General features: G+C 44.0%; 7 protein-coding genes. 4 read left to right on the top strand and 3 right to left on the bottom strand.

Features of this window, described 5'->3' with window-relative positions:
- Positions 1 to 94: 94 nt before the first annotated feature.
- The 3 genes from mfd to ACTIE0_RS04355 all read left to right on the top strand — a co-directional run bounded on the left by mfd (position 95) and on the right by ACTIE0_RS04355 (position 5,841).
- Positions 95 to 3,598, top strand: a complete 3,504-nt coding sequence (mfd, locus tag ACTIE0_RS04365) for a transcription-repair coupling factor (RefSeq protein WP_006623618.1) — start codon at positions 95 to 97, stop codon at positions 3,596 to 3,598.
- Positions 3,599 to 4,394: 796 nt separating this feature from the next.
- Positions 4,395 to 5,138, top strand: a complete 744-nt coding sequence (locus tag ACTIE0_RS04360; protein WP_006623619.1) for an energy-coupling factor ABC transporter ATP-binding protein — start codon at positions 4,395 to 4,397, stop codon at positions 5,136 to 5,138.
- A 292-nt stretch (positions 5,139 to 5,430) separates the two neighbouring features.
- Entirely contained in the window at positions 5,431 to 5,841 is a 411-nt protein-coding gene (locus ACTIE0_RS04355; protein ID WP_006623620.1) for a CAAD domain-containing protein, read from the top strand.
- 51 nt (positions 5,842 to 5,892) lie between these two features.
- Here the strand turns inward: ACTIE0_RS04355 and ACTIE0_RS04350 are convergent, their stop codons facing one another.
- Positions 5,893 to 6,846, bottom strand: coding sequence for a class I SAM-dependent methyltransferase (locus tag ACTIE0_RS04350; RefSeq protein WP_006623621.1), 954 nt, complete (start codon positions 6,844 to 6,846; stop codon positions 5,893 to 5,895).
- A gap of 74 nt (positions 6,847 to 6,920) precedes the next feature.
- Here ACTIE0_RS04350 and ACTIE0_RS04345 point away from each other — a divergent pair, with 74 nt between their 5' ends.
- Entirely contained in the window at positions 6,921 to 8,462 is a 1,542-nt protein-coding gene (locus tag ACTIE0_RS04345) for a serine/threonine-protein kinase (RefSeq protein WP_006669490.1), read from the top strand.
- 75 nt (positions 8,463 to 8,537) lie between these two features.
- On the opposite strand, the gene ACTIE0_RS04340 is transcribed toward ACTIE0_RS04345, so the two are convergent.
- Both ACTIE0_RS04340 and adhE read right to left on the bottom strand, forming a co-directional pair.
- Positions 8,538 to 9,560, bottom strand: a complete 1,023-nt coding sequence (locus ACTIE0_RS04340) for an NAD(P)-dependent alcohol dehydrogenase (RefSeq protein WP_006623623.1) — start codon at positions 9,558 to 9,560, stop codon at positions 8,538 to 8,540.
- Positions 9,561 to 9,808: 248 nt separating this feature from the next.
- Positions 9,809 to 12,580: a bifunctional acetaldehyde-CoA/alcohol dehydrogenase gene (gene adhE / locus ACTIE0_RS04335; protein ID WP_006669489.1), complete on the bottom strand. Its 2,772-nt coding sequence runs from the start codon at positions 12,578 to 12,580 to the stop codon at positions 9,809 to 9,811.
- Between the last annotated feature and the right edge of the window lie 879 nt (positions 12,581 to 13,459).

Genomic DNA, 13,459 nt, shown 5'->3' with positions numbered 1-13,459 from the left:
AATCAGGGTAAGTGGGGGAAATCAGAGAAGTTGCCGTCAAAATAGCCCAAAGGTTATAGAATATAAAAATATTTTGTTGTCAGTCGGCTAACTTATGACCTTTTCTGCTGTAGTTCGGACCTTGGGGCGATCGCCTCTGACGGCTGAACTTCTGACTAAACTGAACCAACAGCAAGCTCTTCACCTTAACGGTCTTCCCCGTGTTCCCAAAGGACTGACGGCTTCAGCTTTAGCCCAGGAAGCGGGGTTAAACCTATTGGTGATAACAGCTACTTTGGAAGAGGCTGGTAGGTGGTCAGCCCAGCTAGAGGTGATGGGGTGGCAGACGGTACACTTTTACCCGACCTCGGAAGCATCCCCCTATGAACCCAGTTATAGCGAAGAGATGGTCTGGGGACAGATGCAGGTATTAGCGGACTTAGTGGCAAGAAACACAGGGAAAGCAGACCCGGTGGCGGTGGTAGCTACAGAGAGGTCTTTACAACCCCATCTCCCTCCGGTGAGCGACTTCCAGAGTTATTGTCTAACCCTGAAGTTGGGGATGACCTGGGAAGGAAAAACCATAGACGAAAAACTCGCCCAGTTGGGATATCAACGGGTGGCAGTGGTGGAAACTGAGGGGCAGTGGAGTCGCCGGGGAGATATTGTAGATGTGTTCCCTGTGGCTTCAGAACTTCCGGTGCGTCTGGAATGGTTTGGGGATGAGTTAGAAAGAATTAGGGAACTGGACCCGGTGACACAGCGATCGCTTGATCGGGTTGAGCAACTAATTCTCACGCCGACGAATTTTGCTCCCATTATCGAAGCGAATTTATCCCTATCTACGGAGACCCTAGAAACTCTCAAATCGGCTCAGATATCGGAGACGAAAACCGGACTATCTCATCTGTTAGGATTAGCATATCACAAGCCAGCTTCTTTAATTGATTATCTACCGGAATTAACTTTAGCGGTAATTGATGAACCTGACCAATGTGCAGGTCATGGCGATCGCTGGTTTGAACATATCGATGAACAGTGGCAAAATGAACAAGGTAAGCTGGTAACAGCAGAAGGGATATCTGTGGAAATTCCGGCAATTCATCAATGCTTCCGGGAGTCCCTAGCGACGGTTGAAAATCGTTTTGATAGGCTGTATCTCAGTGAACTGGCTGATTATAAATCCCCTCTTATTCAGGCTTCCACGGCATCGATAAACTTAGCCAGTCGTCCCGTCCCGGTGACTCCCCACCAATTCGGAAAAATTGCCGAGGTGATTCGCCAACAACGCGATCGCCAATTTACAGTCTTTCTAATTTCCGCCCAACCTAGCCGCTCAGTGGCTTTGTTATCGGAACATGATTGCCCATCTAAATTTATACCCAACCCCCGCGACTATCCAGCCATAGACTCATTAATCCGTAATACCCCCATTGCTTTAAAATATACGGGACTAGCCGAATTAGAAGGGTTTATTCTCCCCACCTTCCGTTTAGTTATTATCACGGACAGAGAGTTTTATGGTCAACACGCTTTAGCTACTTCTGGTTATATCCGCAAACGCCGCCGCGCCGCCTCCAAACAGGTAGATCCGAATCGACTACAACCGGGAGATTATGTGGTTCACCGCCAACATGGAATCGGTAAATTTGTGAAGTTGGAAAGCCTGACTATTAATCAAGAAATCCGCGATTATTTAGTGTTACAATATGCAGATGGAACCCTAAGAGTGGCGGCGGATCAGGTGGGAACTTTATCCCGTCTAAGGCGGTCAGAGTCGAAGGTTCCCCAACTCAATAAGTTGACGGGTAAAGCCTGGGAAAAAAGTCGGGAAAAAGTGGGTAAGTCCATTAAAAAATTGGCGGTTGATTTGCTGAAACTTTACGCCGAACGTTCCCAAAAAACTGGATTTAGCTATCCCCAGGATACACCTTGGCAGCAGGAAATGGAAGATTCTTTTCCTTATCAACCGACTCCCGACCAACTGAAATGTAGCCAAGATGTGAAACGGGATATGGAAAGCGATCGCCCTATGGATCGTCTGGTGTGTGGAGATGTCGGTTTTGGGAAAACGGAAGTAGCAATTAGGGCGATTTTTAAAGCAGTTACGGCGGGGAAACAAGTGGCATTTCTCGCCCCCACAACGATTCTCACCCAACAACATTATCACACACTAAAAGAACGTTTTGCGCCTTATCCCATTGAAATTGGATTGCTTAATCGCTTCCGTAGCGCTAGTGAAAAAAAGTTGATTCAACAAAAGTTAACGACCGGAGAAATAGATATTATTGTGGGTACGCATTCGGTGTTATCTAAACATATTAAATTTCGGGATTTGGGACTGTTGGTAGTGGATGAAGAACAGCGGTTTGGGGTGAATCAAAAAGAGAAAATTAAAGCCCTAAAAACTCATGTGGATGTTTTGACTCTGACGGCGACTCCCATTCCCAGGACGCTGTATATGGCGTTATCAGGTATTCGAGAAATGAGTTTAATTACAACCCCACCACCCTCTCGTCGCCCAATTCAAACCCATTTAGGACCATTAAACCAGGAAACTATTAGGGCGGCGATTTGTCAGGAACTAGATCGGGGAGGACAGGTGTTTTATGTGGTTCCCCGCATTGAGGGTATTGAGGAGAAGTCGGCGGCGATTAGAGAAATGGTCCCTAGTGCTAGATTGGCGATCGCTCATGGTCAAATGGAAGCTGGAGAGTTAGAGTCGATCATGCTCACTTTTAGCGCCGGAGAGGCTGATATTCTCGTCTGTACGACCATTATTGAGTCGGGCTTAGATATCCCCCGTGTTAATACTATTCTGGTCGAGGATGCCCATAAATTCGGGCTAGGACAATTGTATCAGTTGCGCGGTCGTGTGGGGAGGGCGGGAGTTCAAGCCCACGCTTGGCTATTTTATCCGGTTAAAGGTGACGGACAGGCGGCTTTAACAGAAGATGCAGTTAAGCGACTGAGGGCGATTAAGGAGTTTACCCAGTTGGGGTCTGGTTATCAATTGGCGATGCGAGATTTGGAAATTCGCGGCGCTGGGGATATTTTGGGCGCTCAACAGTCGGGTCAAATGAATGCGATCGGTTTTGATTTATATACCGAAATGCTACAGGAAGCTATCCAAGAGGTACGCGGACAGGAAATTCCCCAGGTCGATGATACTCAGGTGGATCTGATTTTGACGGCATTCATCCCATCAGATTATATCACAGATTTAGATCAAAAAATGAGTGCTTATCGGGCGGTGGCATCTTGTCAGGATTCGGAAGAGTTAAGTAGAATTGAGGAAGATTGGAGCGATCGCTATGGTAAAATTCCCGCACCAGCCCAACAGTTACTCCGGGTAATGGAGTTAAAACAAATCGCTAAAAAGTTGGGGTTTGCTCGCATTAGACCGGATGATTCTAAGCAGAATATTGTTTTAGAAACACCTATGGAAGAACCCGCCTGGAATTTATTAAAGCAGAATTTACCTGAACATTTACAGCCTCGCTTTATCTACGGTCGTAAACAGGTAAAGATTCGTGGCTTGGGGGCGTTACCTCCTAGTAAGCAGCTCGATTGTCTGATTCAATGGTTGCAAACTATGCAGGAGGGAATCCAATCATAATTAATAATTAATAATTAATAATTAATAATTATGAAGGGCTGACGACCATCTTAAGAAACCCGGTTTCTTTGAGAAACCGGGTTTCTTGACTTCTGCGGTAGAAACCCGGCTATAATTAATAATTAGGTAGGGGCGCGCCTCCGCTGTGAATTATGAATTCCCCACGACCATCTTAATAAACCCGCCCCACGGCGAATAATCATTACTGGTTAGAAACCCGGTTTCTTTGAGAAACCGGGTTTCTTGACTTCTAATAAATAATTAGGTAGGGGCGCGCCTCCGCTGTAAATTATGGATTCCCCACGACCATCTTAATAAACCCGCCCCACGGCGAATAATCACTGGTTAGAAACCCGGTTTCTTTGAGAAACCGGGTTTCTTGACTTCTGCGGTAGAAACCCGGCTATAATTAATAATTGGGTGGGGGCGCGCCTCCGCTGTGAATTATGAATTGCCCACGACCATCTTAATAAACCCGCCCCACGGCGAATAATCACTGGTTAGAAACCCGGTTTCTTTGAGAAACCGGGTTTCTTGACTTCTGCGGTAGAAACCCGGCTATAATTAATAATTGGGTGGGGGCGCGCCTCCGCTGTGAATTATGAATTGCCCACGACCATCTTAATAAACCCGCCCCACGGCGAATAATCACTGGTTAGAAACCCGGTTTCTTTGAGAAACCGGGTTTCTTGACTTCTGCGGTAGAAACCCGGCTATAATTAATAATTGGGTAGGGGTGGGTTCCGCTGTGAATTATGAATTCCCCAAGACCATCTTGAAGATAGACGGCGTTTTGATGAAGCGATCGCATTGGGAATCTGATTGTAGCATAAGAGTTGAGAATCTGACATTTAGCTATGCTGGGGAAAAGCCAATTTGGCGGGAAATTTCCTTTAGCTTGAACCCAGGAGAACGTCTAGGGCTTCTCGGACCAACGGGGACGGGTAAAAGTACACTGATGGAAACCCTAATTGGCTTAAAAACTCCTAACAGTGGCAAGATTTGGATTCAGGGAACCTTGGTAGAACCGTCAAGCCTGCGACAGATACGCCGCCAGATAGGTTTTGGTTTCCAAGACCCTAACGACCAGCTATTTATGCCGACCATTTTTGAGGATGTCATGTTCGGTCCCTGTAATTATGGGGTTAGTAATGAGCAAGCCTCAGAAATCGCCCATCAATTATTAGCCCAATTTGGTTTAGCTAAATTGGCTCATCGGTCTGTCCATGAACTATCAGGGGGTCAGAAACGTTTAGCCACCTTAGCAGCCATTCTAGCCCTAAATCCTACCATTTTGATTTTAGATGAGCCGACCAATGGGCTAGACCCGTGGTGGCGGCGTAACTTAGCGGAAATTTTGGTTAATTTACCTATCGAAGTCCTATTGATTGCTTCCCACGATCTACAATGGGTAAGCCGAGTAACAGAGCGATCGCTAATTTTGGGAGATGGCAAAATTCAAGTAGATCGACCCACTAAAGAACTATTGCAGGATAGGGACACCCTGGAAAAATGCGGTTTACCGGATAATTGGGCCTGAAACCTAGCCCGGCGCAAGGGTGATCTATGAAAGTGACTCAATTGCAGGAATAGATCTGCAATACCAGGCGGTATTTCTTCTGGAAACTAGCGGACCGTCTCTGTGATAGGGTAGGGGTGATATTCGCCGAAAAACTCAACTTCAAGGCGTGGACTTGCAGCCGTGGGACACGCGGTGAAGATGCTTGGTGAGGGGTTAAGCGTTCGCTCCCCGAAGACCCAAGAATCCCCGTCCTGTTAGGGCTGGGAGTGTCAATAGCGATAATCTTGTATTAAGTCGAAGGAGATTTAACATGGTAGAACCTACCAAAAGTGCCAACCCCACCACAGCTTCCCCCGAAGGAGGAACTATGACACCCACACCAGACCAGGGACCGAATAAAGAACAATTTGAAGAAATCAAAGAGAAAGTAGTTGTCTTTTTGTCGGAACTACCAGGTTATGTTTCCAAGTTTTTTGGAGAGTATCAAAAACCTATTGTTACTATCCTGTTAATTGTGGTGGCAGTGGTCACAATTAAGGTGTTATTTGCGGTAGTTGATGCCCTCAATGATATTCCCTTGGTAGCTCCCACTTTTGAGTTGATTGGCATGGGATATGCGGCTTGGTTTGTCTACCGTTACTTGCTGAAAGCCTCCACCCGCCAGGAATTAGTACAGGAAGTTAACGCTTTACGCAAACAGGTTTTTGGCAATAAGTCCTAACTAGAAAAACGCCGATTTTCACTTGGGCGCAATAGCGCCCTATTTTTTAAATCAAGGTTTGATGGCAATAATAGTTCGATGACGGGGGTCAGTTTCGATGGTGGTTTGATAGTTCAATCCACATTCAGATAAGGCGGTTTCTACATCAAAGGTATAGTAATCATCCGTCCAGGGTTCTGTACTTTTCATTAAGGTAAATAGCACGGGTGGCAGATTTTGAATGACGGCGGATTTGGGGTTATTATCAACTATGGCTAACACACCATGCGATCGCAAAATTCGTAAGGCTTCTTTAAATATCTTCCGCGTGGCTGTTCGCGGTAATTCATGAATCACAAATTGCAAAGTTACCACATCAAAAGAATCATCAGGAAAACCCGTATTCTCAGCGTTAGCGTGTTTCCACTCACTAATTTTTCCTTGAGTATCCCGCATTTTTGCCACCGATAACATATAGGGAGATAAATCTAAGCCTACTGTTCGGATTGAGGTTTCTTGTCTGTGTTGATAATAACTATGTAAAGCCTGGGTAGAAATTCCCACGGAACAACCTATATCTAAAATATCATGAACTGGGTTAGGGCTATAGTTTTCTAAAACCTGATGAAAACTGTGCCGCAACCTTTCCTGGGCTGTTAGCCATGATAAATCCTCTTTTGGCCATACTCGCAAAGCCATTGAATAGGTAGCAGACTCCGCCTCAAAAGCAGCTTTCCAGCAAAGATTTCCTTCATCATAAGCATGAAAGGGAACTTGATAATAGTCGGGGTAAACTACTGTGGTATCAGTGATTTCTGGGAGTAAGGCTGTTACGCCAGACCCTTCGAGTTGCTGATAAGTTTCTCGCCAGGGAATGCCTTTCTTTTCGGCGGTTTTAATTAACACCCGCCTAGCCTGATATTTCATGAGGTTGAAAATTGGCTTAGTTTGGATGAGAAGATTCACAAATTGGGAGAGGAAATCACCACCAGCCCAGTCGGGTTTGATTTTATCGCTTGTATTCATCAGACGGACATTATAATCATCAACAGTTGATTATCTCATAGTCTTAGGATCTGTGTTAGAGTTAAGGGATAACTATGTCCCAGGGAAAAACTATGAGTCTTTGTTTTAATCCCGCCTGTCGCCACGAAAACCCCAAGGATATTGTATCCTGTGAACGCTGCGGTCAGTCATTAAAGTTAGGCGATCGCTATCGAGGATTGAGAGAAATTGGGTCTGGGGGGTTTGGAAGAACCTATTTAGGTATAGATGAAAGCGAAACTAATCACCCTCCCTGTGCGATTAAACAATTTTTCACCCTTCTGACTAATGATGCTAAAGTATCCTCTCGCCTCTTCCGTCGAGAAGCCCAAAGTTTACAGGTGCTTAACCATCCCCAAATTCCCAAATTTTTGGCATATTTTTCCATAGATGAACAACAGTATATTATCCAAGAGTTCATTCCGGGAGAAACCTTAGAACAAGAATTAGCGGAAAGGGGGGTATTTGGGGAAAGCAAAATCCGAGATATCCTCAATCAAATTTTACCGATTTTACAATATCTACACGCCAGAAACCTAATTCATCGGGATGTTAAACCCGCTAATATTATCCGTAGACAAAGCGATAAACTTCTCTTTTTAGTAGACTTTGGGGCGAGTAAACTCCACACGGGAACTAACCTGGCTAAAACGGGAACTAGCATCGGAACTGCGGAATTTGTCGCCCCAGAACAATTACGAGGAAAAGCGGTTTTTGCCAGTGACCTGTATAGTTTAGGTGTGACCTGTATTTATTTATTAACGAATACATCACCGTTTAATTTGGTGGATGGTGATAATCATTGGGTATGGCGAGATTGGCTGGGGGAAAATGCGGTTAGTTCTCAATTAGCGGAAGTTTTAGATGGTCTAATTTCGCCAGGTCTAAGTAACCGTTATACATCAGCTTCAGCGGCATTAAAAGACCTCAATCAGCCTCGAAAAGCGAAAAATGTCTATAGTAGGTATTTGTGGTTTGGGAGTGCGATCGCTGCATCTATAGCCCTGTTTTCTGTGTTAAAAACCACCCAACAATCATCAAAAATTGAACCCACTACCTCACGAAATGAACCGATTATTCGCCCTAGTAATTTAGAGGCAATTCAATCATTATCTACTTATATTAATCTGCAAAACGAAGCCTATTTAGACACGGGAAAATTTATCGACCAACTCTCACAATTAATTGCCATACCTAGCCATTATTTTGAGGTACAAGTTATTAATAATCATGGAGTACAAATAGCCGCGATTCCTCGCCAAAGTGATAGTTATGGTTATGTAGCGGTTTTATGGGGGGGTAAAATCTCAGATGCGGATAACCAACGCCAACAAAATTGGCAACCTAAAGACCCGACAGATTTGGGAACTTTTAGTCTGCCTAGTTTTCGGAAAACCCCCTCTGATTATATCACGAGAGTTAACTATTGTGAAAGCATCCAAACCACCACAGAACCGCCATTATTATCAACGGTAGGGGAATCACTACCCCTTTCCACAGATGAATTACCCTGTCCCCAAGGTTATGCTTTTTCCCTGGGAATAATTGATGCGATCGCCAAATTATCCGCCACCAGTTACCCGACAAATGTTCAGTAAAAATTAGCACCAAAATTCTCAGCAAGTATCTTGGCGCTATAACCTGGTAAATCTAGCCGTGATTGCAACTATTGGCTAATCAGCTAGTAAAACAATCCGATAGCGGGCTTGATTAGCGGCTACCTTATCCATAGCTTCATTGATTTGACTTAATGGCATAGTTTCAATCATCGGTTTAATCTGATTCACCGCTGCAAACTCCAGCATTTCCGCCATAAACCGCCGACCGCCGACAATGCTACCCACCACAGCTTTTTGACCAAAAATCAAAGGAATTAGGGGTATATTTAAAGTCGAAACTGGGATACCCACAAAACACAAAACCCCGTTATTAGCTAACAAGCTAAAAGCCGCATCCCAATCAGTTTCTGAAGAGATAGTAGAAAGCACTAGATCAAAACTTCCGGCGATCGCCTTCATTTCTTCAGCCGTCCCCCATTGTTGGAAGTTATGAGCGCCAAATTCCTTAGCTTGTTCTTGTTTATTTAAAGAAGTAGAAAACGCCGTAACTTCAGCCCCCATAGCCCTAGCAAACTTAATCGCTAAGTGTCCGAGTCCGCCAATTCCCATCACCCCAACTTTCATCCCAGGGTGTTTTATATAGGTCCGCAAGGGGGTATAAACGGTAATTCCGGCACATAATAGGGGGGCGGCGCTGGCGGAGTCTAAAGCATCGGGTATTTTATAGGTAAAATCTGCGGGAACCCGTAGGCGGTCAGCAAATCCCCCATGATGACCTACAATCAGACCTGTGTAGCCCTCGCGACAGATATTTTCTTCTCCTTGTAAGCAATGGTCGCAAGACCTACAGGAATTTCTAATCCAGCCAACCCCTATGCGATCGCCTTTATGTAGAGAAGTCACTTTTTCCCCAACTTCTGTAACTTCTCCAACCACTTCATGACCGGGAACCAGGGGATATTGACTGACATTCCAATCATTATCCCTCATGTGAAGATCCGTATGACACAAGCCGTTGTGAGTGACTCGAATTTCTACTTCATCAACCTGTAAAGGTTCTGGTTCATATTCCCAAGGTTGCAATTTTTCACCGGAATTTAAAGCCGCATAAGCCTTAAATTTAGTTGCTGTAGTCATATTAATATTTCCTGATTATTAGCATTGCCTTTTATTGTACAATCCCCTTTAATCACCCCAGTCAAAATTAACATTTTTTTAACTTTTGGGCGGGTGGCATTTTCAGCAATAGCCAGATAGTTGGGGAGAATTTGGTCAAGTGATGATTACTCAAAACAGGTCAACCAAATGGCGATCGCTATGTTATAGCGATCGCCAAAAGCCGAAAGTCAAGTAAATTTGATGGAAATATCCTCGATTACATGGGATTACATAACCCCAGTTTTCCACCAAGCATCATTTAACCCGATTAATGTATCCTTATCCAGGTCGCCAACAGCCATAGCCGACTCACCACCTTGACAATACTTGTCAATCATTTCCAGATATTGTTTTTGTTGAGTTTGCGCCGTATTTTCCGGCTGAGATTCTGGGTGAGTCGGTGCTTTTTTAACAGCCGGTTCATGATAAGCAGTAGCGTACAAATTCTGCAAATCAGCAATTAACGGATAACGGGGATTAGCAGCAGTACATTGGTCATCAAAAGCCTGGTTAGCCAAATTAGGTAAGTTACTCATAAATTCCTTTTCTTCGATGTCTAGTGATTGTTTAATGGTCAGTGGAATCTCAATTTTTTGCTTGAGAGATTCCACAGCTTCTATCAATTTTTCTACCTTCTCATCAAGGGTATTTCCGCCTAATTTGAGGTAGTCAGCTATTTCTGCATAACGCTGTTTAGCTTGGGGGTATTCATACTGCGGAAAAATCGCCTGTTTAAAAGGGACATCCGTAGAATTATACCGAATTACATGGGAAATCATTAAAGCATTTGCCAAGCCGTGAGGCAAATGGAAAGTCGAGCCTAATTTATGTGCTAGGGAATGACAAATACCTAAAAAAGCATTAGCAAAAGCCAGACCAGCAATAGTGGCAGCATAATGCACCTGTTCACGCGCCTTCGGGTCTTTTGCGCCATTTTGATAAGCAGAAGGCAAGTATTTAAACAGTAACCCTAATGCTTCTAATGCCAGTCCATTAGTAAACTGTGACGCACAAATTGAGACATAGGCTTCTAAGGCGTGAGTCACCGCATCAATGCCACCATAAGCCGTTAGTTTTTTCGGCATATTTAAGGTTAATTCCGGGTCAACGATCGCCATATTTGGGGTCAGGGCATAATCAGCGAGAGGATATTTAATCCCCGTGCGATCGTCGGTAACCACAGCAAAAGGTGTCACCTCAGAACCCGTCCCAGAAGTAGTAGGAATTGCCACCATAATAGCTTTATTTCCTAGTTCTGGTAAAGCATAAACCCGCTTCCGAATATCCATAAATCGCGTGGCTAAACCGTCAAACTCAATTTGTGGATGTTCGTACATCAGCCACATAATTTTAGCCGCATCCATGGGGGAACCGCCACCAAAAGCGATGATCATATCGGGCTGATAACTATTCATAAGTTCCACCCCTTTATTAATATTAGAAAGTTTCGGATCTGGTTCCACATCATAGAACACATAATGAGGTACTTTTATCCGGTCTAACACCTCCGTAACTTGCGTAACTAATCCCAGATCAAACAGAGGTTTGTCCGTAACAATAAAAGCCCGTTTTTTACCCCGTAACTCTCCCAGGGCTACTGGTAAACATCCCCCCTTAAAGTAAATCTTGGGCGGCACTCGGAACCACAACATATTTTCCCGACGTTCCGCGACATTTTTAATGTTTAATAAATGGTGTGGTTCCACATTTTCGCTAATCGAATTACCCCCCCAACTACCGCATCCTAAAGTCAAAGAAGGAGACAGTCGGAAATTGTAAACGTCGCCAATAGCCCCCTGAGATGAAGGACTATTAATTAATACCCGCCCAGTGTGCAAACGATTTTCAAAATATTTAATATGTTCGCTATTCCCAGGGTGAGTATACAAAACAGATGTATGTCCTTTACCACCAAAAATAATTAACTTTTGGGCGGTCTCAACTGCTGCGGGGAAACTACTAGCCCGATACATTGCCAAAATTGGCGACAGCTTTTCATAAGATAAAGGTTCATTAACCCCAACTTCTGTAACCTCTCCTATCAGAACTTTGGTATTTTCTTCTACTTGAATACCTGCCATTTCTGCTAGTTTTTGCACCGACTGACCCACAATTTCCGGATTTAATCGCTCATCTTGAAGAATCAGTTGTCGGATGGCTTCTTTTTCCTGCTGTTTCAGAAAATATGCACCCCTGGCGATTAACTCCTGTTTAACGCTGGTATAAACCTCATCTTGAACAATCACTGCTTGTTCAGAAGCGCAAATCATACCATTGTCAAAAGTTTTGCTAATTAAGATAGAAGAAACAGCCATTTTCAGGTCAGCAGTCCCATCAATAATGGCGGGAGTATTCCCGGAACCAACCCCCATGCTAGGATGTCCAGATGAATAAGCAGCCTGCACCATTCCCGGTCCGCCTGTTGCTAAAATTAGGCTGATATCAGGATGCTGCATCAACTGTTGAGACCATTGGAGAGTTGGGTTATCTATCCATCCAATAATTCCCTCTGGTGCGCCAGCAGCTACCGCCGCATCTAGGATAATTTTGGCAGCTTTAATGGTGCATTCTGTGGCTCTGGGGTGAGGAGAAAAGATAATACCATTGCGGGTTTTCAGGGCTAATAAGGCTTTAAAAATAGCGGTAGATGTCGGATTAGTGGTGGGGACAATTCCCGCTAAAATTCCTAGGGGTTCGGCGATTTTTTGCCAGCCATAATGGGGATCAGACTCGATAACATCACAGGTCTTTTCGCCTTTGTATTTGTTGTAAATGTATTCAGAAGCAAAGTGATTTTTGATTACCTTGTCTTCTACTACTCCCATTCCGGTTTCTTCTACAGCCATTTGAGCCAGATTAATCCGGGAGGCGTTGGCGGCTAAAGCAGCGACTTGGAAAATTTTGTCTACCTGTTCTTGGCTGTAAGTCGCGTATTGGGCTTGAGCGTCTTTGACTTGTTGGATTAAATCATTCAGGTGAGTTTCTTGGCTAATTTTCATGGTTTACGCTTCTTTTTTTGCGAGAATTTGCGAGGCTATTTTTTGCCAAGGATATGCTATCAAATTGCTATCAAATATGGTGATTTTTGCCATACTCAGCCCCGACGATGATATTTAATCATTGCCAGCAATTATAGCCAATTCAGGTGATAGATGCCCTTTAGTTCAAAAAGGTAGGTATGGTCAACTTATTAACATGGGTGGTGAACACATACCTACACATAGACGAACTCTGATAAAATAAAGGATTCCAGTATGTAATCTGGACGAATTAGTTATTGGTAGCTAACCTTTAACTTTGCCCACTTTCATTTATAGCAAACTAAATTCTTTATGTCAGCAGCAAAAAGTAGGATTGTGTATCTACTTTTTTCGGAAAATCTCAGCTTGCTGGTCGCGAAATGGTAGGCAAAAGTTTCCCAAGTCGGATAAAGTTTGATTGAGTAGGATGGAGTGATTGCTAGTGGGATAAGGTAGTCTAAAGTAGTATTAAGTTGTCAAAAGTTGTCAAAAGTGGTATAAAATTCCCAGAGATAAGAGACCATTACTAGACATTTTCCGAATATATAACATATATAGCGCTTCTCATCTCTATGAAATACAGCCCTCACCCCAAACCCCTCTCCCAGAAAGGGAGAGGGGCTTTGAAAAGTACCTCATCAGTCCGGGAACTGCTATATATAGGACAGCCTCAAGGATTCTATGCCGTCTGTTACCTGTCCCTGGTCTCTCCCTCAACTCAGATAGTTGTTTTCGGTCACAGGTTGGAAGTTATCAGATCACAGATATATAGGCTGTTTTTCTCTGTGATCCGGTGTTATTCATTACGAGTCCCTTGTCCCCTGATCACCGATCGCTACTGGCGAAGATGAGACAATT

Origin of the sequence: Limnospira sp. (assembly GCF_051859755.1) — a bacterium.
GTDB lineage: Bacteria > Cyanobacteriota > Cyanobacteriia > Cyanobacteriales > Microcoleaceae > Limnospira > Limnospira fusiformis.
This window is presented reverse-complemented; position numbering and strand designations above follow the sequence as displayed.

Excerpts from the sequence above, each read along its gene's own strand:
- adhE (WP_006669489.1), bottom strand. The coding sequence starts at position 12,580 with ATGAAAATTAGCCAAGAAACTCACCTGAATGATTTAATCCAACAAGTC.
- ACTIE0_RS04345 (WP_006669490.1), top strand. The coding sequence starts at position 6,921 with ATGTCCCAGGGAAAAACTATGAGTCTTTGTTTTAATCCCGCCTGTCGC.
- ACTIE0_RS04340 (WP_006623623.1), bottom strand. The coding sequence starts at position 9,560 with ATGACTACAGCAACTAAATTTAAGGCTTATGCGGCTTTAAATTCCGGT.
- ACTIE0_RS04360 (WP_006623619.1), top strand. The coding sequence starts at position 4,395 with ATGAAGCGATCGCATTGGGAATCTGATTGTAGCATAAGAGTTGAGAAT.
- ACTIE0_RS04355 (WP_006623620.1), top strand. The coding sequence starts at position 5,431 with ATGGTAGAACCTACCAAAAGTGCCAACCCCACCACAGCTTCCCCCGAA.
- ACTIE0_RS04350 (WP_006623621.1), bottom strand. The coding sequence starts at position 6,846 with ATGAATACAAGCGATAAAATCAAACCCGACTGGGCTGGTGGTGATTTC.
- mfd (WP_006623618.1), top strand. The coding sequence starts at position 95 with ATGACCTTTTCTGCTGTAGTTCGGACCTTGGGGCGATCGCCTCTGACG.